We start from the raw sequence: 25,166 nt of genomic DNA, 5'->3' as shown, positions 1-25,166 counted from the left end.
AGTATAGGGCCGCAGATGGCGGCCCCCCTCCCCTTTATTGTGACGGCCCGGTCGGATTGAACGCGGACAGGCCTTTGAGAATATCAATGGCATAGGCCAGTTGATAATCCTCTTCCCGCAGCTCCGCCGTGGCTTCGGCCTTGGCGCGATCTTCTTCGATCTGGCGAATCTCGTCCTCGCTGAGGCTGTCATTATTCAGGCTGCCGCGGAGATCGGCCTCGGACCGGGTGCGAGTGTTTGTATCTTCCTCTTCCTCGTCAACCGGGTTGTTGCGCGGTTGCTCGACGATGATGTCCGGGCTGACGCCAAGCGCCTGAATCGAACGACCCGAGGGCGTGTAGTAGCGAGAGGTTGTCAGACGCATAGCCCCGTCACCCCGAAGCGGCATGACCGTCTGAACCGATCCCTTGCCGAAGCTCTTAGTGCCAACCACGATGGCGCGATTGTGATCCTGCAAGGCGCCCGCGACAATTTCCGACGCCGAGGCCGAACCACCGTTGATCAGCACAACGATGGGCTTGCCTCCGGTCAGATCGCCGGGTGTTGCGTTGAATCGCTCACCATCTTCAAGATTGCGACCCCGGGTCGAGACGATTTCGCCCTCATCCAGGAACGCGTCAGAGACCTTAATGGCCTGAGTCAACAGCCCGCCGGGATTGTTACGCAGATCCAGAACGATGCCATTGACGTTTTCGATGCCCCCGGCCTCTTCAATCTGTTCTTCCAGTCCTTCCTTAAGGTTCGGATAGGTTTGGTCATTGAAGGTCGTGACACGCAACACGACACTTGTACCTTCGGTACGTGCACGAACTGCGGTCAGCTTGATCGTGTCGCGAACGATCGTTACGTCGAATGGCTCCTGCTCGCCTTCACGCACGACTGTGATCACGATTTCCGATCCCACCGGGCCGCGCATCAGGTCCACGGCTTTATCCAGCGTCAGCCCCAAAATGCTCTCGCCATCCACATGAGTGATGAAATCGCCCGCTTCGATACCAGCAGCATCCGCTGGGGTGTCATCGATGGGCGATACAACTTTGACAAAGCCTTCTTCCTGCGTGACTTCGATACCGAGCCCGCCAAACTCGCCACGTGTCTGCACGCGCATCTGCTCGGCATCATCAGGCGACAGGTAGCTGGAATGTGGGTCTAGCGAGGTCAGCATCCCGTCAATCGCAGCCTCGATGAGCTCGTCGGTTTCTACCTCTTCGACATACTGGGCGCGAATACGTTCGAAAATGTCACCGAACAGATCAAGTTGTTCGTAAACGCTTGCCTTGTTCTCGGCCTCTTGCGCAAGCAGAGGGCCTGCGATCTGTGTTGTTGCGACTATCCCTGCCACGGTGCCGGCCAGTCCGGCCATCACAAATTTCTTCATACTCGTTTATCCATCCTTGTCCGTCCGGAACCATGATTCCGGGTCCACTGGGCTGTTATCCTGTCTTACTTCTATATAGAGCGTTTCTGACCAGTCAGTTCCAGTGCCATCACCGCTTGTTGACATAATAGCGCCGATTTCCGGAGTTTCACCCGGCATCAAACCTACCGGAGTACCCTCGGGTATCACTTCCCCGGTCAGACCATATACCTCTTGCAGACCTGAGAACACGAATAGCAATCCGGGCTGGGGTTCAAGGATCACAAGATTCCCGAGATCCAGCAAGGGCCCGCGGTAACGGATCGTGGCAGCCGTTGGCGCGGTGACCAATGCGCGGGGTCGCGTGCCCAGCACCAGCCCGGGGCGCGTTACCCCCGCTGCGTCCGTTTCGCCCGCCCGGTGCAGCATGACCCCTTGTGCGGGCAAGGCGATTTGACCTTTCCGGCCCGAGACATCTGCATTTGTATCTTCAATCTCACCATCGGTGATCTCGGATAACCCACTGGCAAACCCATCCAGCGTTTCGGTCGAGGATATCAGGATCGCTGTACGCACAGGATCTTCTACGAAACGGCGCGGCAGATCGGTCCGGTCCGCTATCGCCTCACTAAGCTGCGTGCGGGCATCCTGAACACCCTCCAACCCTTCGGTCAGCGTATTGGCAGCGTTTTGTTGAAGCTGTCGCAGTGTCTGTACCTCTTGCAATTCGTTTGCAAGCGCCTGAGCCTGCGCGTTCAACCCAGGCGTGACTTCGGACAACATCATACCAGTGCGCGCGGCCCCAAGTGGGCCGGACGGGTGCAGCATAAGTACTGGAGGCGCGGTGGTTTCGATCGTCTGCAGAACACCTAACAGCTGCGCCACCTCCTGCTCTTGTACCTGCAATTCTGCAGTCAATTGCGCCTCGCGCAAGGCCGCGCGGCGCAGGCCGTCGCGCATGGCGCTCAGACCAGCCTCGTAGGCTTTTATGGTTTCGGTCAGAGCTTTGACCCGGTCGCGGGCAGATTCGGCCTCAGTCAACGCGATCGAGGCTTGCTCCAGCATCTCGGCCGCTTCTAGTGCCGCCTTTGACGGGCTGGTTTGGGCGACGACAGGGGTGGCCCAAATCAGCGCTGCAGCAACGATCGGGCGCAATCTCATGTCAGCAAGCTTTCCCCTGTCATTTCAACGGGTTTCGGCAATTCCATAAGCTGCAACAAAGTTGGAGCAAGATCGGCCAAGCGCCCATCGCGCAGGCTTGAACCTTCGGGGCCGCCGACCAGAACAACAGGCACGGGGTTCAGCGTATGGGCCGTATGTGGACCGCCCGTCTCCGGATCGACCATCATTTCGCAGTTACCATGATCTGCGGTCACGATCATCGCACCCCCGACCTGCTTCAGCGCTGCAACCACCTGCCCCAGACCTTGATCAACAGCCTCACAGGCCTTGATCGCAGCTTTCAGATCACCGGTATGGCCAACCATATCGGGATTGGCGTAGTTGGTGACGATCAGATCATATCCGCCGTGGATCGCCTCGACGAACTTTTCTGTCACTTCGGCCGAGGACATCTCGGGCTGCAAATCATATGTCGCCACTTTGGGCGATTTGGGCATGAAGCGATCCTCGCCACCCTCAGGCTGCTCTTTGCCACCGTTCAGGAAGAAAGTGACATGAGGGTACTTCTCGGTCTCGGCCAGCCGGAACTGGCGCAGGCCTTGCTTAGCAACCCATTCGCCCAGCGTGTTCACGATATCCCGCTTGGGAAATACGGTCGTCATATAATCGTTATGGCCATCGGAATACTCAACCATGCCCAGTAACGCCGACAACTGCGGGCGCGGACCGGAGTCGAACTCGGCAAAACCGGGCTCCCCAATTGCCCGCAGGATTTCTCGGGCACGGTCGGCGCGGAAGTTCAGGCAAAAGAACCCGTCACCGTCCTTAATACCGGAATAATCAGCAAGAACCGTGGGCGCGATAAACTCGTCGGTTTCGGATTGGGCGTAGGCATGGTCGACGGCCTCCTGGGCCGAGGCCACGGTGCGCCCCTGACCTTTGACTATTGCGTCATAGGCCTCGGAAACGCGTTCCCAGCGATTATCGCGGTCCATGGCAAAGTAGCGCCCACAGACGGTGACGACCTTTGCGCCATCGGGCAACCGGTCTTCGAGTTCGGCGATGTAGGTAAAGGCCGATTTCGGGGCCACATCGCGCCCGTCGGTGATCGCATGTAGCGCCACAGGCACACCCGCATCGGTAGCCGCTTTGGCGGCAGCTACGATGTGATCCAGGTGCCCGTGCACGCCCCCATCCGATACCAGCCCCATCAGATGCGCTGTCCCGCCTGCAGCTTTCACCTTAGCGATGAAGCTCTGCAGCGCCTCATTGTGAAAGAAAGAACCGTCTTCTATGGCTAGGTCAATCTGCCCCAGATCCATCGCAACCACGCGCCCAGCCCCGATATTGGTGTGACCAACCTCGGAATTACCCATCTGACCACTAGGTAGACCCACATCCGGCCCGTGCGTTATCAGTTGCGCATGAGGACCTTCAGCCACGAGAGCATCAAAGGTTGGCGTATTTGCCAGATAAGGCGCATTGGCCTTGGTGTCGTCGGATAGGCCCCAACCATCAAGGATACAAAGGACAACGGGCTTTGGGGCGGTCATGAAAGCTCTCCGATTGAGGCGGCGTTGCTGTCTTCTACCCCCTGCCCGCTCAAGGTTGAACCGTCATTGGGGCCGCGAATGAAGAATTAATCTGTCTTGTAGTCCCCAAAGGGTCGCGCTTTGCGGTTGCGGTATTTAACGGTCAGCTCAAGCGGCATCTCGTTTTCGTCGTAAATACCGATCACCACGCCTGTTCCTCGGCTTGATCCACGCATGTTTAGCAGTTGTTCTTCCGACCGGGTCGTGCGCTGCGACTGGCGCCGCGTCCAGGTGAACAGGTGATCATACATCTCGGCGATGATGTCTGCATGCTCATCGCTTTCGCCCAGGTCCGTCAGCTCATTCGGATCATTCTCTAGATCAAACAAAAGCGGGCGATAGCCCCCTTCACAATGGATCAGCTTCCATTTCTCGTTTGCAACCATGAACATGACCGCATCCCGAACCGAGGCGTTCAGTGTCTGCGCTATGGGGGATGCGGAGTAGTCGTACTCACAAATCACCACATCGCGCGGAGTGCTTTCGGCCTGACCGTGCAGGATGGGCAGCAACGAATGCCCCTCCAAAATGTGCCCTGCGGGTTCACCGCCTGCAACCTCCAGAAACGTGGGCGCTAGATCGATGGATTCGACCAATGCATCGCATGTGGTGCCGCGCGTGGCATCAGCCTCGGGCGATGGATCATAGATGATCAGCGGCATTTTGGTCGAGGCGTCATGGAAGAAGGTCTTCTCTCCCATCCAGTGATCGCCCAGAAAATCCCCGTGGTCCGAGGTCAGCACGATCATCGTGTCCTGCATTCGTCCGGTCTGTTCCATCCAGTCAAACAGCCGCCCCATTTGGTCGTCAGCCTGCTTGATCAGGCCCATATAGGCTGGAATCACGGCCTCGCGTACATCCTGACGCGAGAAGGTCTGGCCGATTTTCGTTTCCATGAACGCTTTCAGCACCGGATGAGCGTTCTGCCGTTCAGCTTCGGACCGAATGACAGGCAGAATGTGTTTGGGACCATACATCGAGGCGTAGGGTTCTGGCACAATATAGGGCCAATGCGGTTTGATGTAGCTGAGGTGGCAGCACCACGGCCCCTCATGGTTTTCCATGAACTCCATGCCGCGAGAGGTGAGATAAGGCGTTTCGCTGTCTTCCTCGGCGATATTCGCGGCCTCTGACGAATTCTTCAGGAACCAACCTGAAAGTACATTGCCCTCTTCATCCAGCCCCGAATTGGCGAAGTCGTGCCAGGGGTTGTCACTCTCATAGCCTTTGTCTTTCAGATACTCGTTATACCTTTTGGCGCCATCCGGGTCATAAAACCCATCCGGCCCTTCGGGGCGCATCCCATCATCGCGCTCAAAGACATCAAACCCGCATTCAGCGACGCGTGCCCCGATCAGGCTGTCGGGCTCAAGCCCCAAACGAGCCATGCCCTCGGCGTCTGCGCGCATATGAGTCTTGCCAACCAACCAGCAATCCATCCCTGCCTTGCGCAAGTGATCGCCCATGGTGACCTCACCAACTTTCAGCGGTATTCCATTCCATGACGCGCCGTGCGAATGCACATAGCGGCCGGTATAGGTCGACATACGGGAACTGCCGCAGATCGGTGACTGGATGTAGGCCCGTGTGAACCGCATACCCATCGAGGCGAGACGGTCAATATTTGGCGTATGCAGATGTGGATGTCCGTAGCAGCTGAGGTAATCCCAGCGCAATTGGTCGAACATGATGAAGAGGACGTTCTTGGCTTTGTTCATGCCAAGAGGGTTATCCTAGCCTTCCATCTGTTGCAGCATCTTTTTCGCACGCTTGCACTGCAACTGGTCGCGCAGAGGGCTGTCGGGATCGATATCCTTTTGACAGACCACACATTTATCGGCACCCGAGATCGCGTTCAGGCCACCGCAGCTGCCTTTGATGGTTTTGCCCATCAACATCACACCCAGCGCCATGCCAACCATGACGATCAGCAACAGGAAAAAGGCTAGAATAAAGGTGCTCATAGCGGTTCCTACCGGTCAGTTGGTCCCCAGCGCATCCTTGAAGGCGCTGCTTTGTACGGTGATATAGGCTTCTTCTCCGCTTGTCACATCCCGCGAGATGAAGAACACGGCAAGTTTATGCTCTTCGGCCAGTTCCAGACCCTTTTCCAGACCCAATGCCAGCATCGCCGTTGCCCACGCATCCGCCATCATGGCGTTGTCTGCTATAACAGTAACCGAAGTGGTGCGATGAGTAATCGGGCGGCCCGTCGTCGGGTCAATGATATGCGAATAGCGCACCCCGTCCTGTTCGAAGAAGTTCTTGTAATCACCCGAGGTCGCCATTCCCAGATTGTCGAGCGGCACGATCAACTGGATTGATTGCGCGCCAGTCTCGGGTTTTTCGATCCCGATCCGCCAGCTTTCGCCTTTGTCATTCTCGCCCATGGTCACCAGATCACCACCGATCTCGACCATATAGTTCTCGATCCCGGCCTCGCGCAGCTGTGCGGCAACCGCATCGATGCCATAACCTTTGGCGATCGCAGACAGGTTGATCCCGACTCCTGCCTCTGACTTGGCCAAAGTGCCCGCTCCGCGATCCAAGTCTAACAACCGCGCTTGTCCCACTTGCCCAAGCGCTGTCGCGATCTCGTCATCTGCCGGAATTGGGTCTTCAGGTTTTCGCGGTCCAAACCCCCACAATTCGATCAGCGGACCAAGGGTAACATCAAACGTACCACCGGATTTCTCGTGAACCTCATTTGCGGCCTCGATGACGAAGGCAAATTCGTCTGACACTTGCATGGGGTCCGTGCTGCCTGAGGCCGAGAAGGTCGAGACCTCGGAATTCGGGTCCCAGTTGGACATCTTGGCATTGACCTGCGCCAGGGTCTCCTGAACCGCTTGCCCCAGCGCTGCTTCGTCCAAATCATCGCCGATTGCGGTGATGTTGAACGTGGTGCCCATCGTCTCGCCGGACAGGCGTACCACGTCAGGCTCTTTGCCAAACAAGCAGGCCGAAACAGTCAAAAGTAAGGCCAGTGCGATCAGTGGGCGCATGGTGCAATCTCCCGGGAGTGTTCTTGCCCGGCATATGCCAGTGAGCCTGTTCAGAGTCAAACCGGCCTCAAATCTTGAGCGGCAAAAACGCCAATGTAAAAAGCCCGATTGCTGCCGGGACGCCAAACAGCCAAGCGCGCTTTTGCCAACCTTCCGGTTGCTGTTTCCAAGCCATGCGAAAATTATGGCCGCAGACCACCACGATAAAGAATATCAGCGCGGCAACTGGTGGCGTCAGATACAGGTTGCTCACAAGCAATTTCCTTTTGAAGTGGCCAAGTTACGCCGGTTTTCGAAATTGCACCCTATACAGGGCCGGTCCCTGCGGTAAGGTAGGTTGTAAGGACAATACCGGTGAAAGAGGAGACCGCCCATGGCCCCAAGCTCTTACCAGCCTCCGACACGCGGCGACAAGGCCGCGGCGACAACCCGCAGTCAATCAGTTGAGACCAATCTGTCGCATACCCAGACAACGGTTGCGAAACTGATGGAAGGCAAAGGGGATGCCGTTTTTTCGGTGCGGCCCAACGACACGATTCACTCGGTCGTGGATATCTTGCGCGAAAAACGCATCGGGGCCGTTGTTGTGACGGATCAGAATGGTGCCCTGCAGGGTATCCTTTCCGAACGTGATATCGTGCGCCGTATGGCGGAAACGCCCGGCCAGACCCTACCCCAATCCGTGGCTGATCTTATGACGACTGAGGTTAAAACCTGCAGCCCCGAAGATTATCTGAACGATGTGCTGAAAACCATGACCGAAGGCCGGTTCCGGCATATGCCCGTGCTGAGTGATGGAAATCTGCGCGGGGTGATCACCATTGGCGATGTGGTTCATTTCCGCTTGAAAGAACTGGAATACGAAGCACTTAGAATGAAGCAAATGATCGTTGGCTAGCGACTTACGCTGATACGCGCGCGATTCCGGTGTGCGTTGTCGAGATAAATCGGACAGAACCAGGCGAGATTTCCGCAGCCGTCAACTGATCGGTGATGAACGCACCTGTATCGATCGAAATGACATCATGCTCGACCCGAGCTTCGTCGACGATGGTATGGCCATGCACCACCCATTGCTGGTCTTTCCTGCGTTTCTTGCGGAACTGAGGATGCCCCCAAAGGCAAGTTCTGTCCTGTTGCCGATCGACCGGCTGCGAAGGATCAAGCGCGGCATGAACAACCGTTACATTCCCGCTCGTCCAGGTCAGCGGCCGATCTTGTAACCAGTCCAGAAGCGGTTGTCCCATCGCTTGCTGCAGTTGTTCGGCAACGGCTTGCGGGTTGGACTGGTCAATATCCGCAAGCCCAAACGAAGCCAAAGTCTGAGCACCGCCATTATACAGCCAGACACGCTCCATCCGGGTTGGATCAGACAAAAACCCAAGCAGCATATCTTCGTGATTGCCTTTCAGGCAGATCGCCCGCGTTTCGGGGTTCGTGTCGAGGTGATGTAGCTGACGCAACACCTGCGCGCTGTATCCGCCCCGGTCAACATAGTCGCCTACAAACACCACCGGACAGTCGTTATCCAGCGCAGGCAGGAGCCGTTGTAAAAGATCCAACCTCCCATGTATGTCTCCGATTGCGTAGAATTTTTCTGTAGGCGCCAATGAATACAGATTCACCGGCTGATCAGACGGTGTTTGAGATGCGATAAGCCTTTTGATCCATCCGGTTAACATAAGACCTGCTGCCTAATGCGGAAAAATATGGAGCAGCATTCGCCAAATGCAGACGTTGATATTGGCAGCCTGCCCAACATCAGACCTAAAAATGAAAATGGTCGGTCCCAAGGGTTGGAACCGACCGATGCTGTTTATCCGCCGAAATCATCGAGCATGATGTCTTCGCGGTCCACGCCCAGATCCAGCAGCATGTTGATGACCGACTGGTTCATGATTGGCGGACCACACATGTAGTATTCGCAATCCTCGGGTGCGGGGTGGTTCTTCAGATATTCCTCGAACAAAACGTTGTGGATAAAGCCAGTGTAGCCTTTCCAGTCATCCTCGGGCTGGGCGTCCGACAACGCAACGTGCCATTCGAAATTGTCGAATTCCTTGGCCAGCGTGTCGAAGTCTTCGACAAAGAACATCTCTTTCTTCGACCGCGCGCCGTACCAGAAGCTGATCTTGCGGTTGCGGTTTTCAAGGCGTTTGAGCTGGTCAAAGATATGGCTGCGCATTGGGGCCATACCAGCACCACCACCGATGAAGACCATCTCTTTTTCTGTCTCGCGAGCAAAAAACTCGCCAAAGGGACCTGAGATTGTGACCTTGTCGCCCGGTTTCAGGTTGAAAATATACGACGACATCTGACCCGGAGGGATACCTTCGGACCCAGGAGGGGGCGAAGCCACGCGGACGTTCAGCATGATCATGCCTTTTTCATCCGGATAGTTTGCCATGGAATAGGCGCGTTCGATCGGTTCGGCGACGACGGATTTGTACTGCCATAGATTGAAGCGATCCCAATCCTCGCGATATTCTTCTTCTACGTCGAAATCCGTATAGGCGAGTTGGTGTGCAGGTGCTTCGATTTGGATGTAACCACCAGCGCGGAAATTCACATCCTCGCCTTCCGGAAGGTCCAGCGTCAGGGCTTTGATAAAGGTCGCCACATTCTCGTTCGAGCGAACTGTGCATTCCCATTTCTTGACGCCGAAGACCTCTTCGGGAACTTCGATGTCCATATCCTGCTTGACTGCAACCTGACAGGATAGCCGGTCACCACAAGACGCCTCGCGCTTGGTGATGTGGCTTTCCTCGGTCGGCAGGATCGAGCCACCGCCGGAATGCACGCGCACGCGACATTGCGCGCAGGTGCCACCACCACCACAAGCGGAGGGTACGAATAGCTTCTCTGCCGCAAGCGTCTGCAGCAGCTTGCCACCCGCCGGGACCGAGATTGTTTTCTCACCATTGATGGTGATGTTCACGTTACCGGTTGAAACCAGCTTGGACCGCGCCGCCATGATGATGGCAACCAGACCAAGAACGATAACGGTGAAAAGGGCTACACCTAAGCCAAAGGTTTCCATTCCGCCCTCCTTACAGTTTCACGCCCGAGAAGGACATGAAGGCCATCGCCATCAGTCCAGCGGTGATGAAAGTGATGCCCAGGCCTTGCAGACCATCGGGAATGTCCGAATACTTCAGCTTTTCCCGAACACCCGCCATCGCAGTAATCGCCAGAGCCCAGCCAAAGCCAGAGGACAGACCGTAAGTCGCCGCTTCGGCAAAATTGTAGTCGCGTTCCACCATGAACAGTGAACCACCCAAAATGGCGCAGTTTACAGTGATCAGCGGCAGGAAAATCCCAAGCGCGTTGTAGAGCGGGGGGAAGTACTTATCCAGCACCATCTCTAGGATCTGAACCATCGCTGCGATCACGCCGATATACGAGATCAGTCCAAGGAAAGTCAGGTCCACATCCGGGAAACCTGCCCAAGCCAGCGCACCTGGTTTCAGCAGATAGTTCAGCAGCAGATTATTCGCCGGCACGGTGATGGCCTGCACCACCATGACCGAGATGCCCAGACCCAGCGCAGTTGAAATCTTCTTCGAAACAGCGATGAAGGTACACATCCCCAGAAAGAAGCTGAGCGCAAGGTTTTCGACAAAGATGGCCTTTACGGCCAGTGAAATCAGACCTTCCATCAGTGGGCCTCTACCTGCTGGATTTTGTATTCACGCTCTTCCACCTGGTTCGGCTTCCATGTGCGGAAGGCCCAGATGATCAGACCGATGATGAAGAAAGCCGACGGCGGCAGCAGCAGCATGCCGTTGGGCACATACCAGCCGCCGTTGTTGACGGTCTCCAGAATGGTGACACCGAACAGTGACCCGGCGCCAAACAGCTCACGAATGAAGCCGACCAGCAGCAGGATCAGACCATAGCCCATGCCGTTGCCCATGCCGTCGATAAAGGACGCGACCGGGGGGTTCTTCATGGCAAAGGCCTCGGCCCGGCCCATCACGATACAGTTGGTGATGATCAGGCCGACAAAGACCGAAAGGGTTTTCGAAATCTCAAACGCATAAGCCTTGAGGATCTGGTCCACCAGGATCACCAGCGAGGCGATGATCACCATCTGCACGATGATCCGGATCGAACCCGGGATTTGGTTGCGCAGGCACGAGATGAAGAAAGACGAGAACGAGGTCACGAAGATCACCGCCAGCGCCATCACCATAGACACCTGCAGTGACGAGGTCACCGCCAGCGCCGAACAGATGCCCAGCACCTGCAGCGTGATCGGGTTGTTGTCGACAAGCGGGTCGACCAGCATCTCTTTCTTGGTCTGAGACATCAAAGCTCTCCTGCTTGCAGTTTGGCCAGGAACGGAGCGTAGCCCGCGTCGCCCATCCAGAATTTCACCAGGTTGTCGACACCAACCGAAGTCAGCGTGGCGCCTGCCAGCGCATCGACATAGAAATCAGGACCTGCTGCGGGTTGCGACTTGGCGACGGTGATTTGCAGATCGCCTGCATCATCGCGCAGCTTTTTGCCATTCCACAGCGCCTTCCAGCGAGGATTGTCCACTTCGGCGCCAAGGCCCGGTGTCTCACCGTGCTGATAGAACTGCAGGCCGTAGATATCGTTGCCGTTGTTTTCCAGCGCGATGAAACCATAAAGCGTAGACCACAGGCCATAACCGTGAAGCGGCAGGATTACCTTGTCGAGCGCCCCGGCATCATCACGCAGCAGATAGATCACGCGGTACTTGGACTTGCGCCCGATCCCAGCCGGGTCATCGTTCAAAGCGACGCTCAGTTCTGGATCGCTGGCAGCAGCGATATCATCGAAGGTGGTCGCGTCGAACTGATCGTCAACGAATTCACCTGTAGACAATTCCAGTACATGCGGCTCAAAGGCAGCGAATGCCTCGGTCACATCAATGCCTGGTTCGTAGATGCCGGCAACTTGCAGAACGTTGACTTGCTTATCCTTCAAACGGTTGATTTCCTGCACCGGGCGCAGGCTGACCGCAGCAGCAGACACGACCATCGAGGCTACAAGGCAGACGGCAACGGCAACAAAGATAGTCTTGCCAACCGAATCTGGCGAAGCAGCCAGAAACTTGGCAATCGCTCCCTTGGGTTCATTGGATTGCGTATCAGACATGGCGACGCGCCCTCCGTTTGATGTTTGCCTGGACGACGAAATAGTCGATCAGCGGCGCAAAAACGTTTCCGAACAAGATTGCCAGCATCATACCTTCTGGGAAAGCTGGGTTAATGACGCGGATCATCACAACCATGATACCAATCAGCGCGCCATAGATGTAGCGGCCCATATTGGTGTGGCTGGCCGAAACGGGCTCAGTTACCATGAACGCCAGACCAAAGGCGTAGCCCCCAAGAACGATATGCCAGTACCAAGGCATCGCGAACATCGGATTTGTGTCCGATCCGATCAGATTCAGCAGAAGCGTGAAGCCTATGGTGCCCGCAAGACAGCCCACAATCAGGCGATAATTGGCAATCTTGGTCGTCAGCAGGAAGGCCAGGCCGATCATGCAAGCCAGCGTCGATGTCTCTCCAAAGCTACCCTGAATTTGCCCGAAGAACGCATTGGCCCAGGTGATCCCGTCGGCCGCCAGTGCCTGAACGCCTTCAGCAGCGGAGATGCCCAATGCAGTCGCACCGGAAAATCCGTCCACCGGGGTCCAGACTGAATCCCCCGACATTTGCGCGGGATAGGCGAAATATAGGAAAGCACGCCCGACCAACGCTGGGTTAAGGAAGTTCTTGCCCGTACCGCCAAATACTTCCTTACCGATCACGACACCGAAAATGATGCCTAACGCGACCTGCCACAATGGCGCAGTCGCAGGCATAATCAGGGTGTAAAGCATAGAGGTAACTAGAAAACCCTCGTTGACCTCATGGCCGCGCACAGTGGCGAAGATGACCTCAAAAATACCGCCCGCAACCAGTGTGGTGATGTAGATCGGAAGGAAATACATCAATCCATGCACCACATTGGCGAAAATGCTGTCAGGGTTCAGCGAGATACCGAACATCTGCAGGATCGCAATCCGCCATCCTGTTGCCGAATCCGGTCCTAGCGTGGCGATGGCCGAGTTTGCCTGATAGCCGGTGTTATACATCCCCCAGAGGATTGCGGGGATCGTAGCAATCACGACGTAGGTCATGATCCGCTTCATATCCACGTAAGAGCGCGCATGCGGCGCGACGGTCGTGACGGTTTTCGGAGTGTAGATAAAACTTTCCACCATCTCGTAGATGGGGAAATATTTTTCGTACTTGCCGCCCTTGGTAAAGTTCGGCTCGATCCGATCGAAGAAGCTGCGCAAACCCATGTGGATCAGCCCTCCTTTTCAATCTTGGTGAGGCAGTCGCGCAGCGCCAGCCCATATTCATATTTCGCAGGGCAGGCAAAGCCCACAAGGCCCAGGTCTTCTTCGTCCAGTTCCAGTGCACCCAGCGCCTGCGCGGTGTCGGTGTCCATCACCAATAGCGCCCGCAGCAATTGCGTCGGCAGATAATCCTGGGGCATAAGCTCTTCGAATACACCCGTCGGCACCATCGCGCGGCGACCACCGTTCAGGTTTGACGTGAATGAATAGAGTTTCTTGGCAAAAGCCGATCCCAAAACAGGCTGTACCGCATATTTCGAAGGCATAGGAAGAATCCAGCCCAGTGTGTGCTGATCATGATCTTCGCGAATAATGCTGATCTGGCGCGCAAAACGGCCCAGATAGGCGGTCGGACCATCGGCATGCTGCCCCGACAAGATCGACCCCGAGATGATCCGCGCGATCCCGTCGACGTTCACTTCATCCCGGGTCAGGTCATCCGTCGACGCGCCCATCACGGTGCGGATCAGGCGCGGCTGGCGCGCGCCCGGTCCAGACAGAGCAATCACGATGTTTGAATCCAGATGACCGGTCTGCATCAGGCGGCCGATCGCGATCACGTCCTGGTAGCCAATGGTCCAAACCTGCTTGTCCGCTCCCAGCGGCTCAAGGAAGTGAATATGAGTTCCAGCAAGGCCCGAGGGGTGTGGGCCGGAAAACGCAGCCGCTTCGATACCTGGCAGATCGGAACCGGGGATGGATGCCCCCTCTTGCTGGCACAGATACGTTTTGCCATCGGTCAGATTTGAGACAGCTGCAAGACCAGCCGCAAATGCCTCGCCCGCATCCGCAATAACCAATGCCGCATCACCTGCCAGTGGATCGCTGTCCATGGCTGTCACGAAGATTGCTGTAGGCTTGGAGCCTGGTTCGGGCATCTTTGAATAAGGACGTGTCCGGAAAGAAGTCCACAGCCCGGCCGCGCATAGCTTGGCCGTAACACCTTCGGCGGTCTCGGCATCGCCGGTGCCCGAGAAATCTATGCCGGCGTCATTGGCATCCGAAACCTCGATCACCACGCTCTGCAATACACGCCGCGCCCCGCGATTAATTGCCACGACCTTGCCGGTCAGCGGCGCGACCATCATCGCGTCGGGCGCATCCTTGTGGCAGAACAACGGCGTTCCTCGCTGGACCGCGTCGCCCTCGTGCACCAGCATCTTGGGCTTTAATCCGATATAATCACTGCCCAGAACGGCAACCGACGAGAATTCAGGCCCCGGCTGGATTTTCTGTTCGGGCGCGCCTTCAACCGGCAAATCCAACCCTTTTTTTAGTTTGAAAGTTTGCATGTTGCTACGTTCTTCCAAGCCTTTGTCCTGCGCCTGCTGCGCGCCATCTTACAATGATGCCAGGAAATAACACGAAATTTCCCGTCTGTCCGGTCGCGAAAGCGCCATTATCCGACCAGAATCCGCAGGCGTATTTCCGATCACGGCTCCTTTACGCGGGGATGAGTGCAAACGCAAACCTGTTACCGCCCAAAATCGAAAAGGAATGTCACATTCTTTTGAGCTTACGGTCGTTCAGAACAATTTGCCCATTTAATTTGCGTGTCGCACAGGCTGATCAACCGGTGTAAGCAACCACAATGGACAACAATGATAAATTCGAGATTTTTCTGATTGCCACTCCAGGGCTCGAAACGCCTTTGTGTGCCGAGGCCATCGAGCGCGGATTCTCGAGCGCCAGGATCGTTCCAGGTGGTGTCGTGTGCCGTGGCGATTGGCCGGAAGTCTGGCGCGCCAATCTGGAATTGCGCGGTGCCAACAAGGTTCTGGTGCGACTGGGCAGTTTCCCCGCCGTGCATTTGGCGCAATTGGACAAGCGCGCCCGAAAATTCCCGTGGGCGAGTTATCTCAGGCCAGACATTCCCGTGAAGGTCGAAGCAACCTGCCGTAAATCTCGTATCTATCATGCAGGAGCGGCGCGACAGCGCATCGAACAAGCCATATCCGAGGGGCTCGGCACCTCAATCTCACTCGATGGCAAAGTCCGCGTGCTGCTACGAATCGAAAAAGACATATGCACGATCTCCGTCGACACATCCGGCGAGCTCTTGCACAAGCGCGGTCATAAGCCTGCAGTCGCCAAGGCCCCGATGCGGGAAACAATGGCCGCGATGTTCCTGCGTGAGTGTGGGTTTGACGGGTCTGAACCGGTTCTGGACCCGATGTGTGGCTCTGGAACATTCGTTATCGAAGCGGCTGAAATTGCACTTGGTCTGCCCCCAGGCCGCTCACGTCAGTTCGCATTCCAAGATTTGGCAAGCTTCGATCCAGATGTCTGGCAAAAAATGCGCACTCGTATCGGTCAACCCGAAACAGAGCTGAGATTCTTTGGCTCAGATCGCAATACAGGCGCGATTGAGGCTTCACGCTCGAACGCCCGACAGGCACAAGTGGATCATGCCACCCGATTTCAGCACTGTTCGGTCAGTGATATCAAGCCGCCAGAAGGCCCAGCTGGGCTGGTCATCGTCAATCCGCCCTATGGGGCACGCATCGGTGATGAAAAGCGCCTGCGGTCGCTCTATGGCAGTTTAGGCAAGGTATTATCCAGTCGTTTCCAGCGATGGCGTGTGGGCATCATCACCACCACACCCGGACTTGCCCGCGCAACGCGATTGCCAATGCTTCCCCCCGGCCCAATCGTTGATCACGGCGGAACAAAAATCCGACTGTATCGAACCGATCCGTTGCAGTGACTCAGCGAATTCGCGGATCAGGCGAAGGGTTAAAACCACCCCTCGAATCCAGCGACGACATATGTGTGTACGCCCAAAATCCCTCTTGCACATCGATATGACGAGGTATAGATCACGCGCCACGGTCGGAGTGTAGCTCAGCCTGGTAGAGCACTGTCTTCGGGAGGCAGGGGTCGGAGGTTCGAATCCTCTCACTCCGACCAATAAAACAAGGCGCCCGAGGGCGCCTTTGTTGTTTTTGAGACAGTGACTCCGAGGTTCGTTGAATCTGAGCGTTAGTCGAACTCCAACGCACTGGCAGCCTTACGCAAGTGTTCAGGGCTGTAGCGCACGTAGGCGGACGCGGTGATCCGGGAATCTGAATGGCCTAGAAACTGTGCGATCTCCTCCATCGAGATACTTGCTTCAGCCATATGAACAGCTTCCGTGTGCCGCTGGACGTGCGGCGACACGTCAGGTAGGCCTGCCACGATTGCGGCCGCCTTGAAGCCTTTCTTGATTGACTTTCCCGATCCGCCGGCCCACTCCACGACATAGCCAGATAATGCAGCCTTCAGGGCGTTCAAAAGCGCAGCATAAAGGCTCCTGGTCATGGGGACGATGGCCCTGCCCTTCCTCTGTCCGTCACCAGTGCGGAGATTGATCTGACGACGTTCAAAATCGACCCGATCCTATGTGAGTTATAACACAGCCCTAACCCTAGCCGCAGTCGACAGTATCAGCTCTATAGCTAGCTTGATGTGCGGTGCGCAGTCGACCGCCAAGAGCTGTGAAATCTCCCGGCGCGTCAGATACCGCTCCTTGGGGGCCGGTTTGCAGGGGCGCTCGATGTAGGGTGAGCGAGGCGCTGAGCCATTCCTCGCCCACTTGCGTGATCGGGCCCATTGTTTGCGACTCAAACCCATCAAACAGATCCAGCTGTTGCTGGTTTCCATTTTCTCAAACCCAAGTTATCCCTTCGACTCACGCTCTGGCCGACCACAACAGAGCCGATAACTATGGCTGCTCCTATAGACTGAGTGAGGCTAAGCGTTTGTCCCAAGTAAACCCAGCCGAGCACGACAGCTGTTACAGGACTCATCATGCCGAGCATCGAAACTGCACTGGGTTCCAGGCGCGCTATGCCACGAAACCAAAGAGCATAGGTTGCTGCAGCACCGATCAACCCAAGCCAAATAAGCCCGGCGACATTTGTCGCGCTGAGCGCAGATAAAGGCGGCTCAAGGAACAGTGCGACTGGCAGCAGTATCAAACCACCGGCTGTTAATTGCCACGCTGTGAAACTCAGCGCCGAAACCGGAGGTTGCCATTTCCGGCTGAGAACAGTGCCAGCAGCCATTGACGCGGCTCCTCCCAAACCCGCTGCTATACCGATCCAATCAAGTTGTGCTTCAGGTCCGATCAGCAGCAGGGAAACACCCATTGCGCCAGTCGCGGCGGCGCCGAGCGCACCAAGTCGGATTGGGGTTCCCAGCCATCCCCACGCCATCAAAATCACGATCATCGCTTGCAACGATCCTAGGGTGGCGGCCACACCACCGGGTAACCTATACGCAGCAACGAAGAGGAGCACCCAGAACAGAGCGAAATTGAGGCTGCCTAAGACGAAAACTCGACCAAGCCATTCGCGTGGTGGAACGCAGCGCGTCACTGCAAGCAACAACAAGCCAGCAGGCAGAGCTCGTAACGCAGCCAGGGTAATCGGATAGCCAGCCGGGAGCGCTTCGGTAGTTACCAGATAAGTGCTTCCCCATACCGCTGGGGCGAGTGAATTGAGAAGAATATCCGTTGAGCGTGACATGGTATGTCTCCCGGCTAAGGCGTTTGAGAATTTGAGTGAGACGTCAGAGGCGCGCGGGTTACGCTGCTTCCGCTTGCAGGTTTGATCCAGCGAGGCACGCTGTAATCCTTGCAACATGAGCGCCCTGGAACCGCGCTCCTGCCAGGTCAGTTTCGGTAGGCGTGCGGGAACCATCAGCACCGGCGATCGTTCCGGCACCATATGGTGCGCCGCCAATGATTTCTTCTGATGTAGTCTGGCCAGCAAACGTGTAGGGCATTCCGGCAATCAGCATCCCAAAGTGTTGAAGCGGGACTTGCGTTGTCAGAAGTGTGGCTTCATGCCCACCGTGTTGCGAACCTGTTGATGCAAACACCGCTCCGACCTTACCAACCAGTGCATTCCTGGCCCAAAGCCCACCAGCTTGGTCAAGGAAGGACTTCATTTGGCCAGCCATCATGCCAAATCGGGTCGGTGTTCCCAGAATTAATGCATCATAACTTTCCAGATCTGTCGGCAAGGCAGTAGGTGTATCATCGACGACATAGCCAGCCTGCTGACGGACCTCTTCAGGGACGGTTTCGGGCACACGTCGAACGTCAACTTCAGTGCCGGGAACACTTCTGGCGCCTTCAGCTTCGGCATCGGCCAATGTGCGGACGTGGCCATAACTTGAATAGTAGAGAACGAGAATACGTGACATAGGATACCTCTCAGGGCTGTGACTTGTTCCCTGAGAGAATGGAATTTGTTGCGCCGTCATTTAAGGCGCGCTCTTTGACATCACTCTTTACCTGTATTGAATAATGTCACGACCTGAGAGCCAAGCGTAGATGATCAAGAAAGGCTGTGACCTTGGCGTCCATTCCCAAGCGAGATGCTGTAACGGCGAATACTTCCGGCGCAGGCAGTTCGTGGTCAGGAAGAACTCTCACTAAGGTTCCGCTAGCTTCAGGAGCATCAGAAACGAACTCAGGCAGGGTCCCGATACCTTGCCCCGCAATCAGCAGATCCCGCAAAACGAGGCTATTGCCGACCCGCACGCGCGGATCAAGCTCTAGTGCTGTGACACCGTTGGTGGCCGAGAGCTTCCAGCTCGTCAAATGATCAGCAAGCAAAAAGCCGATGATAGCGTGGTTTTTCAGATCCGCCGGCTGGGTCGGCGTCCCACATCGCTCCAAATAGTCAGGAGACGCAAATATTCTTTGCCGCATCACGCCGATCCGTCGGGCAACAAGTGCCGAATCCGGCATGGCAGCGCGGATACGGATCGACAGATCGAAGCCGCCCTCGACCATATCGATCACCTTGTCGTCCATCGAAAGCGTAAATCGCAAATCGGGATAGGTTTCCAGAAAATCAGGAAGCATAGGGGCGATAACGGTCTGGCCGAAAGAACTTGATGCATTCACCCGAAGATGCCCGCGCACTGCTTTTGAACCATCCCTGATGGTTTGCTCCGTTTTCTCGACCGCGTCGAGTATTCCAATTGCATCTTGGTAGTAGAGACTGCCGGTGTCAGTCAGTGACATGGATCGGGTCGTTCTGGTGAGAAGAACGGTTCCTAGACTTTCTTCCAGAAGCTTGATTTCTCTGCTGAGAAGCGCGGGAGAAACACCAAGATCTTCCGCCGCACGGGCAAAACTACCGCGTTCAACGATACGGCGAAAAGCTTGCATGACTGACAGTTTGTCCAAGTTATCACCCTTCGAAAAAGCTGCTTTTGATGTGTTACGCGATAGATCGGGTCTACGACATGCCCAAACTCACATTCTTTCAGGTCGAGCTGATCCAGTTCAATTCTTTTTGCGGAGCATCCACCACACCTGTGAACTTGAGTTCGGGAACAGTTTTCGGTTCTGAGAGCTCCTTCCTACAATCTCCCGTTACCAGCCAACCTAATGGATTAAGCGCCGCAATCGCTGCACTCGCCGTAGGGTCAGGTCAGTGACTACATTGGTGCGAGGTCATTGATCAGCAGTCTACCGAATGTCGAATGGTTGTTGGGTGACCGCGGATATGATGCCGATTGGATCGTAGAAGTGTCGAAAGACAAAGGGATACGCGCGTGCATCCCAGGCCGCAAACGGCGCAAGACGCTGTCCGATACGACAATCGCCGATACAAACGCTGCAATCGAGTTGAGATCGTGTTTGGCAGATAGAAGTACTGGCGCCGTGTGGCGACACGGTACGACAGGTGCCCCAAAATCTTCCTCTCGGCAATCGCTTTCGCCGCTTTGATCATCTATTGGCTATGAGTCCTGAGCCTAAGCGCCCAAACTTGATCAGATGTAATCAACTGCTTTTTTTGGTTCTTGCAGCGGCACGCCAATGATCCGTTGGTGGCTTGTTCAATAGGCTTTGGGTGCGGATCTTCATTGCGGCTGAGGCGGGATCCTCGTTTCGCGCCTGGTCTGCGGCCTCGAATGCGGCAACTGCCTGCTTGAACCGCCCTGCCCTATAGTGTGCAAGGCCTTGTTCGTAGAGCTTGATCCAAGCAAGAGATTCGGCGGACCCATCCTTCATGGCGATCAGTTCATAGACCACCAGTTCTTCGGTGCGTCCAGACACGGTTAGCGTGTCAAGCTCGCGGACAACTATCGAATCGGCCGCCTGGCGTTTCGTTTCGGGCCCGATCAGGATCAGCGTGCCATAGTCCTTGTTGGCACCTTCCAATCGGCTGGCAACGTTCACGACATCGCCAATTGCGGTGTAATTCAACCGTTCTTTTGAACCGATATTTCCCACCAGAGCATCGCCACTGTTCAGCCCGATCCTTACGCGCAAAGGGTTGCCAGCCTCATCTTCAATTCCGGACGCGTCTACGGCATTGACTAGGTCCAAGGCTGCTCGGCAAGCATTTATAGCATGGTTGGTATCTTTGCGCGGCGCTCCCCAAAACGCCATCACAGCATCGCCAATGAATTTATCGATTGTCCCACCGTTTTGAATGATGGCCGTAGAGGCCGCGCTAAAGAAAGGTTCCATCAATTGGACGATTTTGGGACCGAGTTTTTCAGACATTCCCGTAAAACCCGTGACATCGCAAAACAGCACCGAAATCTGTTTCATGTCTCCACCTGGCTGCGTCTTGATACCCTCAGCGACCAGCATGCGCACCAGATCGGTGGGCACGTATTTTCGGAACGCTGACAGACCTGCAGCCATACTTGCGGTTGCCGCAGAAAGATTTTCAAGCTCAGACAGTTTGGAGGGCCTACGCGCAATCCGTTCAACGTCAAAGCGCTCAATTTTACCAAGGTCTTCGGCAATGAGCGCCAACGGATTTGCTACAATTCTGCGGATCAGCCAGATCGCAAGTCCGCTTGCAACAACCACTACAACGATAAAAACGTAAATCAGGTTAATCAGCGTTTCTTCAATGCCCGAAAGAAAGGCCGCTTCAGGTATGACTGTCGCAACGCGCCAGCCGTAAAACCCCAGTGGGGTAAGTGCCACCACATAAGGCACTCCGTCGATGACGATACGTTTCGTCAAAGTGCCTGGAGCATTCGTTTGGGGGTCAGCCAACAGCTTCTCGCCTGAGATCATGGCGACTTCATAGAGTTCGCCCTCGCCCATGCGCGCAGGAGTAATCTCATCCGCTTTAGCATCAGGTACAGCAATAACTTTTCCATCGGCGTTCAGGATAAAGGCAGCACCGAATTCGCCGGGCGCGAGCGTGGCAAGAAAGCGAGACAAACGATCCGTTTCGATCGCAACGGCCAGAACCCCTTGCCGCCTTCGGTTGACGTCTATTGGACCGGCAAAGGCGTAAATGCTTTTGTTGCTATCCGGAAGGTTACGTGCTTCGATCCACCCGGCTGAGTTGAGGCCCATAAAGTTCTCAAACCAGGCATGTTCGCGCGGATCATAGGATGTTTCAGTGAAGGTCCGCTCTTCAAACTGGATGTCACCGGGAATGAAGATGTAGCGGTCTTTCCGTAGCATTCGGTTCCGGATACTTTCGTCGATTTCAATCATCTCGAGCCCACCGTCACCCAAGCGATGCGATGCGAAAAAATTCCCATCTGGCCAGCCGAAGAAAATCCACGAGATATTTGGCTGTGCCTGCAATTGCGATAGAAAAACAAACTCTCGCTTATCGGCCTGCCGCGTTGCAATGACGTTCTGAACAAAGATAGTGCGAACAGCTGCCCAAGCGGCTTCGGCTGAACTTAGGGTCGCGCCCACCTCGATGCGGACTGTGTTTGCAATCTGGCCGTTAATTTCAGCTGCGAGCATACGGCTATTGTGTCGCGCTGTTGTCCACCACAGGGAGTGGACGATAAACGTCGACACCCCGATGGACACAGCCACCAGAATTGACACAGCGATGCCCACGCTAAATCGCAACTAAATCTCCGACAACAACGTCAAGTGCCTCAGTATTGAATTGAGACTGTGAGGAGGGCAAAGCTTTCTTAGATCCAATACAGAATTCTCACGTATCTGTTAGGTGCAAACTAATAGCTTTGTCGAAGCTGCCAACTTAACACTATCGGCTGTGCCTGATCTTCGACGTTTTTCCAGATGCTTCGCACAGATCGAATTGCAGCCCAATTCGGACCTTGAGCGGAGCGTTCAGACTCTGCGAGTTCAGCCTATTAAGCGGTCATTAGTCCGGGACAACACGAAGGAATCCAGTGTCGTTTCGATTTGGTGAACGCCTTTCCAACACCCAATTTCAGATTGGGTGATCCTGTCCTGCAAGGTCATGAACAAGTTTTATCCCCCTATCAAAACACAAACGTCTCACGGTGAAGCCTTGCTTCCTCGAGGCCCAAATCGTTGAGCGCCGCTTCAGAACTGGTCATCAAAGTTTCAGGGCCGCACATATATACATCTCGCATTCCGAGATGCGCGACCGATTGAATGTCTTTGCTATGCATGCGTCGCTCCTGAAGCTGCAGCGGCTGATCGGTGAATGCTGCGTTCAGATCATCGCGAGCGGATTTCGCAGCCAATGCGTTTACGCCTGCGCTTTGAAACGCGACAATACGCAGTGTCACCTGGTCCGAAACAGAGCTGTTTTTTTTCGCAAAGTGCTGCAGAATTGCAATGTCATCGTCCCGACCGGAAAACAGAAACACGATATCGATGGGCTGGTCCTGCGGGTAAGTCTCTACCACTTGTTTGACTCCGTCCCACATCACCATGAACGGGGTGATGCCAACGCCACCCGCGATCCAAAGCATCTTTGCTGGGAACTTTGGGGGGCTGCCCTCAGCCACTTCGGAAAAACAGGAAAAGCCCGCTCCGGTGCCCTTGAATTTAACTGGAAGATTGTACGTGATCAGCTTCTCCGCATAGTTGTGCAGGAGGTTGGACATCAGACCGCCTGGTTTGCGTTTGACCGTAACACTGATCCGATTGGTCGTGCGAAACGCGTTGTTCTCTTCGTCAAACTTTGGCGCTCCGGAAAGCGTCCATGTGCGGACGTAGTCCTCGTTCACAAGCTGAGGGTTTGTCTCGTTCATGTGGCTGTATCCGGCGTCCACCAGGTCGGAGAAGTCAAAGACGCCAAAACCACCAGGCAATGGGGCATTGATTGCCTCAGACAACTCGAATTCGAAAGTACTGATTGTGCTGGACAGGGGTTTTGTAGCGATAAGCTTGGCGGTCAGCGGGATAGCGGCGTCGTGCGCCTTGATTGCATGCCCCATCTTCTCCAACTCTGCGCGCAAATATTTGACCGGCGGATTGTAGGGGGAGAGTTGCTCTTTTGATGCCAGCTTGAGGTTTAGGCCTCCACGCACAAAAACCGCGCCCGTTACCTTGATACGTGTCAGCAGGCTCACGCGCGGCATCAGCGCATCTGCGTCATCCCCAAGCAGATTTTCAGCATCCCCCGTAATGTAGAGGATCTCACCGGTTTCAAAGTCTGGAAAGACCAGCCCAACCTTCGGGTCCGTTTCGATATTGCCCAGCGACTGGTAGAAGCGATTGCCAGAATGATCGGGCAGAACCAAATAGGTCGTAACCCGCGCCCCGTCGTTCTCCTCGTAGAGCCGGGTAAAGCCGGGCGCGCCGCCGCGATGATTGACGCCCATATCGGTCTGAGCGCCTGCAGTGGTGGCATCGCTTGTATGTTTTGTCGCCAAGAACAAGGTGCTGGCGCGCGCTACGACGGATTTGGCCTCATTCGACAGCACAGATGAGTGCACATCGAAGCCGTCATGGATAATTTCAGGGTTGCGTCGCGTGTGCCCTAAGGAACGGACTGTAATGTACTTTGGACAGTTCCCCAAGTGCTGATCGGACAACAGTTGTAACCTGATCTTCTCCTCGCCCTCGACATCTGCGGTACGTATGGAGCCCGCAATTTTGTTTCGTCGGCGGTTACCGAAATCGATCCCAACCCCGGCAAAGAGCCGCGCTTCAAGGCCCGATGCGGGATCCTGGCTCACAGCACGCACAAAGGGATCATGCGGATTGGTTTCCGCGACCACATGCGTGGTGTTCTGGCCCGCAACCTGAATGCCAACAGAAGGGTCGCTGTCTGATTGTGTAACCAGAAGGCTGACCCACGGACGCCCATTACGATCAAGCGTTGCGAGCGGCAAATAGGACAGACCCGCAAAGAAATCCGCATGCTGTTTCGGCATGTCGCTTTCGATGTAGTGCGGAATCGCATCGCTCACCTCTTTGGGAGTGTGACGCCGCTCTTGCAGCATCAACTCACCTCTGTGCGATTTATGTATCTGTGCCATCGCTTGATCCTTTCACCTGAGCCACGCTAGAGCCCGAGATCGCTCAGACCGGGGTGGTCATCCGGACGGCGCCCCGGCGGCCAGCGGAACTTTCGATCCGCCTCTTGGATGGGGTGTTCATTGATGCTGGCAAACCGGCGTTCCATGTAGCCATCCTTGTCGAACTCCCAATTTTCATTGCCATAGGCCCGGAACCAGTTTCCGCCGTCATCGTGGTACTCATAGGCGTAGCGGACCGCGATGCGATTGCCGTCATGTGCCCAAAGCTCTTTGATCAGACGGTAGTCCAGTTCCTTGGCCCATTTCCGGGTCAAGAACTCCTCAATCTGATCGCGCCCTTGGGGAAACTCGATCCGGTTGCGCCACTTGCTGTCCGGCGTGTAGGCCAGCGCGACCTTGGCCGGATCCCGGCCGTTCCAGCCGTCCTCAGCCAGGCGCACCTTTTGAATGGCGGTTTCTTTTGAGAACGGTGGCAAAGGATGCCGTTGGGCTTCGGTCGCCAT

The 25,166-nt window shown here is 55.6% G+C and carries 22 protein-coding genes, 1 tRNA gene and 2 pseudogenes; 4 read left to right on the top strand and 21 right to left on the bottom strand.

Features of this window, described 5'->3' with window-relative positions; all coding sequences use genetic code 11:
• Nucleotides 1–34 precede the first annotated feature (34 nt).
• The 7 genes from ACR0MJ_RS09370 to ACR0MJ_RS09340 form a co-directional block, all read right to left on the bottom strand.
• Complete coding sequence (locus tag ACR0MJ_RS09370; RefSeq protein ID WP_170393963.1) at nt 35–1,378, bottom strand: S41 family peptidase; 1,344 nt, start codon at nt 1,376–1,378, stop codon at nt 35–37.
• Between the two features lie 6 nt (nt 1,379–1,384).
• On the bottom strand, nt 1,385–2,518 hold the full coding sequence (locus tag ACR0MJ_RS09365; RefSeq protein ID WP_170561994.1) for a peptidase M23: 1,134 nt from the start codon (nt 2,516–2,518) through the stop codon (nt 1,385–1,387).
• Nucleotides 2,515–4,032, bottom strand: coding sequence for a 2,3-bisphosphoglycerate-independent phosphoglycerate mutase (gene gpmI / locus ACR0MJ_RS09360; RefSeq protein WP_480760787.1), 1,518 nt, complete (start codon nt 4,030–4,032; stop codon nt 2,515–2,517). The genes ACR0MJ_RS09365 and gpmI overlap by 4 nt, the downstream gene beginning before the upstream one ends.
• Before the next feature lie 86 nt (nt 4,033–4,118).
• Complete coding sequence (locus ACR0MJ_RS09355; protein WP_480760785.1) at nt 4,119–5,789, bottom strand: sulfatase-like hydrolase/transferase; 1,671 nt, start codon at nt 5,787–5,789, stop codon at nt 4,119–4,121.
• Between the two features lie 15 nt (nt 5,790–5,804).
• Nucleotides 5,805–6,035 carry a (Na+)-NQR maturation NqrM gene (gene nqrM / locus ACR0MJ_RS09350; RefSeq protein WP_170393970.1) on the bottom strand — a complete coding sequence of 77 codons (231 nt, stop codon included), beginning with the start codon at nt 6,033–6,035 and terminating at the stop codon, nt 5,805–5,807.
• A 15-nt stretch (nt 6,036–6,050) separates the two neighbouring features.
• Nucleotides 6,051–7,076: an FAD:protein FMN transferase gene (locus ACR0MJ_RS09345; protein ID WP_170596553.1), complete on the bottom strand. Its 1,026-nt coding sequence runs from the start codon at nt 7,074–7,076 to the stop codon at nt 6,051–6,053.
• A 67-nt stretch (nt 7,077–7,143) separates the two neighbouring features.
• Nucleotides 7,144–7,329 (bottom strand): hypothetical protein, encoded by a 186-nt coding sequence (locus ACR0MJ_RS09340; protein ID WP_170393974.1) that lies wholly within the window; start codon nt 7,327–7,329, stop codon nt 7,144–7,146.
• A 120-nt stretch (nt 7,330–7,449) separates the two neighbouring features.
• Here ACR0MJ_RS09340 and ACR0MJ_RS09335 point away from each other — a divergent pair, with 120 nt between their 5' ends.
• Complete coding sequence (locus tag ACR0MJ_RS09335; protein WP_170393976.1) at nt 7,450–7,974, top strand: CBS domain-containing protein; 525 nt, start codon at nt 7,450–7,452, stop codon at nt 7,972–7,974.
• 4 nt (nt 7,975–7,978) lie between these two features.
• Here ACR0MJ_RS09335 and ACR0MJ_RS09330 read toward each other — a convergent pair whose 3' ends face one another.
• From ACR0MJ_RS09330 to ACR0MJ_RS09300, 7 genes are all read right to left on the bottom strand, one after another.
• Entirely contained in the window at nt 7,979–8,758 is a 780-nt protein-coding gene (locus tag ACR0MJ_RS09330) for a metallophosphoesterase (protein ID WP_480760782.1), read from the bottom strand.
• 134 nt (nt 8,759–8,892) lie between these two features.
• On the bottom strand, nt 8,893–10,116 hold the full coding sequence (gene nqrF, locus ACR0MJ_RS09325) for an NADH:ubiquinone reductase (Na(+)-transporting) subunit F (RefSeq protein WP_170393981.1): 1,224 nt from the start codon (nt 10,114–10,116) through the stop codon (nt 8,893–8,895).
• A gap of 10 nt (nt 10,117–10,126) precedes the next feature.
• On the bottom strand, nt 10,127–10,735 hold the full coding sequence (gene nqrE, locus ACR0MJ_RS09320) for an NADH:ubiquinone reductase (Na(+)-transporting) subunit E (RefSeq protein WP_050603817.1): 609 nt from the start codon (nt 10,733–10,735) through the stop codon (nt 10,127–10,129).
• Nucleotides 10,735–11,388, bottom strand: coding sequence for an NADH:ubiquinone reductase (Na(+)-transporting) subunit D (locus ACR0MJ_RS09315; RefSeq protein ID WP_152460184.1), 654 nt, complete (start codon nt 11,386–11,388; stop codon nt 10,735–10,737). The genes nqrE and ACR0MJ_RS09315 overlap by 1 nt, the downstream gene beginning before the upstream one ends.
• The gene (locus ACR0MJ_RS09310; RefSeq protein ID WP_170732679.1) at nt 11,388–12,203 is read right to left on the bottom strand and encodes a Na(+)-translocating NADH-quinone reductase subunit C; all 816 of its coding nucleotides are present in this window, start codon (nt 12,201–12,203) and stop codon (nt 11,388–11,390) included. Before ACR0MJ_RS09310 ends, ACR0MJ_RS09315 begins: the two co-directional genes overlap by 1 nt.
• Entirely contained in the window at nt 12,196–13,404 is a 1,209-nt protein-coding gene (locus ACR0MJ_RS09305) for an NADH:ubiquinone reductase (Na(+)-transporting) subunit B (RefSeq protein ID WP_170736084.1), read from the bottom strand. The genes ACR0MJ_RS09310 and ACR0MJ_RS09305 overlap by 8 nt, the downstream gene beginning before the upstream one ends.
• Before the next feature lie 5 nt (nt 13,405–13,409).
• Nucleotides 13,410–14,753 (bottom strand): Na(+)-translocating NADH-quinone reductase subunit A, encoded by a 1,344-nt coding sequence (locus ACR0MJ_RS09300; RefSeq protein ID WP_480760777.1) that lies wholly within the window; start codon nt 14,751–14,753, stop codon nt 13,410–13,412.
• Between the two features lie 299 nt (nt 14,754–15,052).
• Here ACR0MJ_RS09300 and ACR0MJ_RS09295 point away from each other — a divergent pair, with 299 nt between their 5' ends.
• Both ACR0MJ_RS09295 and ACR0MJ_RS09290 read left to right on the top strand, forming a co-directional pair.
• Nucleotides 15,053–16,168, top strand: a complete 1,116-nt coding sequence (locus ACR0MJ_RS09295; RefSeq protein ID WP_480760774.1) for a THUMP domain-containing class I SAM-dependent RNA methyltransferase — start codon at nt 15,053–15,055, stop codon at nt 16,166–16,168.
• Between the two features lie 126 nt (nt 16,169–16,294).
• A tRNA-Pro gene (locus ACR0MJ_RS09290) sits at nt 16,295–16,371 on the top strand.
• 72 nt (nt 16,372–16,443) lie between these two features.
• Here the strand turns inward: ACR0MJ_RS09290 and ACR0MJ_RS09285 are convergent.
• The 4 genes and pseudogenes from ACR0MJ_RS09285 to ACR0MJ_RS09270 form a co-directional block, all read right to left on the bottom strand.
• Nucleotides 16,444–16,821 (bottom strand): annotated as a pseudogene (locus ACR0MJ_RS09285) (tyrosine-type recombinase/integrase); the annotation flags it as partial.
• A 251-nt stretch (nt 16,822–17,072) separates the two neighbouring features.
• Nucleotides 17,073–17,969, bottom strand: coding sequence for an EamA family transporter (locus tag ACR0MJ_RS09280; RefSeq protein WP_480760772.1), 897 nt, complete (start codon nt 17,967–17,969; stop codon nt 17,073–17,075).
• Nucleotides 17,970–18,027: 58 nt separating this feature from the next.
• Nucleotides 18,028–18,651: an NAD(P)H:quinone oxidoreductase gene (wrbA, locus tag ACR0MJ_RS09275; protein WP_170423866.1), complete on the bottom strand. Its 624-nt coding sequence runs from the start codon at nt 18,649–18,651 to the stop codon at nt 18,028–18,030.
• A 106-nt stretch (nt 18,652–18,757) separates the two neighbouring features.
• Nucleotides 18,758–19,645, bottom strand: coding sequence for a LysR family transcriptional regulator (locus tag ACR0MJ_RS09270; protein WP_480760768.1), 888 nt, complete (start codon nt 19,643–19,645; stop codon nt 18,758–18,760).
• Between the two features lie 240 nt (nt 19,646–19,885).
• Here ACR0MJ_RS09270 and ACR0MJ_RS09265 point away from each other — a divergent pair.
• Nucleotides 19,886–20,208: pseudogene (locus ACR0MJ_RS09265) on the top strand (transposase); the annotation flags it as partial.
• 37 nt (nt 20,209–20,245) lie between these two features.
• Here ACR0MJ_RS09265 and ACR0MJ_RS09260 read toward each other — a convergent pair.
• The 3 genes from ACR0MJ_RS09260 to ACR0MJ_RS09250 form a co-directional block, all read right to left on the bottom strand.
• Nucleotides 20,246–22,306 carry an adenylate/guanylate cyclase domain-containing protein gene (locus ACR0MJ_RS09260; RefSeq protein WP_480760766.1) on the bottom strand — a complete coding sequence of 687 codons (2,061 nt, stop codon included), beginning with the start codon at nt 22,304–22,306 and terminating at the stop codon, nt 20,246–20,248.
• A 383-nt stretch (nt 22,307–22,689) separates the two neighbouring features.
• Complete coding sequence (locus tag ACR0MJ_RS09255) at nt 22,690–24,663, bottom strand: pyridoxamine 5'-phosphate oxidase family protein (RefSeq protein ID WP_480760764.1); 1,974 nt, start codon at nt 24,661–24,663, stop codon at nt 22,690–22,692.
• A gap of 26 nt (nt 24,664–24,689) precedes the next feature.
• Entirely contained in the window at nt 24,690–25,166 is a 477-nt protein-coding gene (locus tag ACR0MJ_RS09250) for a nuclear transport factor 2 family protein (protein WP_480613028.1), read from the bottom strand.

This window comes from Ruegeria sp. C6 (genome assembly GCF_056537625.1).
The sequence above is the reverse complement of the archived record's forward strand: the minus strand, read 5'-3'. Positions and strand labels throughout refer to the sequence as shown.

What these genes read in the sequence shown, in the direction of transcription:
- gpmI (WP_480760787.1), bottom strand. Translation starts at nt 4,032, where the DNA reads ATGACCGCCCCAAAGCCCGTTGTCCTTTGTATCCTTGATGGTTGGGGC.
- nqrE (WP_050603817.1), bottom strand. Translation starts at nt 10,735, where the DNA reads ATGGAAGGTCTGATTTCACTGGCCGTAAAGGCCATCTTTGTCGAAAAC.
- ACR0MJ_RS09330 (WP_480760782.1), bottom strand. Translation starts at nt 8,758, where the DNA reads ATGTTAACCGGATGGATCAAAAGGCTTATCGCATCTCAAACACCGTCT.
- ACR0MJ_RS09335 (WP_170393976.1), top strand. Translation starts at nt 7,450, where the DNA reads ATGGCCCCAAGCTCTTACCAGCCTCCGACACGCGGCGACAAGGCCGCG.
- ACR0MJ_RS09310 (WP_170732679.1), bottom strand. Translation starts at nt 12,203, where the DNA reads ATGTCTGATACGCAATCCAATGAACCCAAGGGAGCGATTGCCAAGTTT.
- ACR0MJ_RS09355 (WP_480760785.1), bottom strand. Translation starts at nt 5,789, where the DNA reads ATGAACAAAGCCAAGAACGTCCTCTTCATCATGTTCGACCAATTGCGC.
- ACR0MJ_RS09280 (WP_480760772.1), bottom strand. Translation starts at nt 17,969, where the DNA reads ATGTCACGCTCAACGGATATTCTTCTCAATTCACTCGCCCCAGCGGTA.
- ACR0MJ_RS09295 (WP_480760774.1), top strand. Translation starts at nt 15,053, where the DNA reads ATGGACAACAATGATAAATTCGAGATTTTTCTGATTGCCACTCCAGGG.
- nqrM (WP_170393970.1), bottom strand. Translation starts at nt 6,035, where the DNA reads ATGAGCACCTTTATTCTAGCCTTTTTCCTGTTGCTGATCGTCATGGTT.
- ACR0MJ_RS09370 (WP_170393963.1), bottom strand. Translation starts at nt 1,378, where the DNA reads ATGAAGAAATTTGTGATGGCCGGACTGGCCGGCACCGTGGCAGGGATA.
- ACR0MJ_RS09250 (WP_480613028.1), bottom strand. Translation starts at nt 25,166, where the DNA reads ATGGCGACCGAAGCCCAACGGCATCCTTTGCCACCGTTCTCAAAAGAA.
- wrbA (WP_170423866.1), bottom strand. Translation starts at nt 18,651, where the DNA reads ATGTCACGTATTCTCGTTCTCTACTATTCAAGTTATGGCCACGTCCGC.
- ACR0MJ_RS09345 (WP_170596553.1), bottom strand. Translation starts at nt 7,076, where the DNA reads ATGCGCCCACTGATCGCACTGGCCTTACTTTTGACTGTTTCGGCCTGC.
- ACR0MJ_RS09365 (WP_170561994.1), bottom strand. Translation starts at nt 2,518, where the DNA reads ATGAGATTGCGCCCGATCGTTGCTGCAGCGCTGATTTGGGCCACCCCT.
- ACR0MJ_RS09305 (WP_170736084.1), bottom strand. Translation starts at nt 13,404, where the DNA reads ATGGGTTTGCGCAGCTTCTTCGATCGGATCGAGCCGAACTTTACCAAG.
- ACR0MJ_RS09315 (WP_152460184.1), bottom strand. Translation starts at nt 11,388, where the DNA reads ATGTCTCAGACCAAGAAAGAGATGCTGGTCGACCCGCTTGTCGACAAC.
- nqrF (WP_170393981.1), bottom strand. Translation starts at nt 10,116, where the DNA reads ATGGAAACCTTTGGCTTAGGTGTAGCCCTTTTCACCGTTATCGTTCTT.
- ACR0MJ_RS09300 (WP_480760777.1), bottom strand. Translation starts at nt 14,753, where the DNA reads ATGCAAACTTTCAAACTAAAAAAAGGGTTGGATTTGCCGGTTGAAGGC.
- ACR0MJ_RS09255 (WP_480760764.1), bottom strand. Translation starts at nt 24,663, where the DNA reads ATGGCACAGATACATAAATCGCACAGAGGTGAGTTGATGCTGCAAGAG.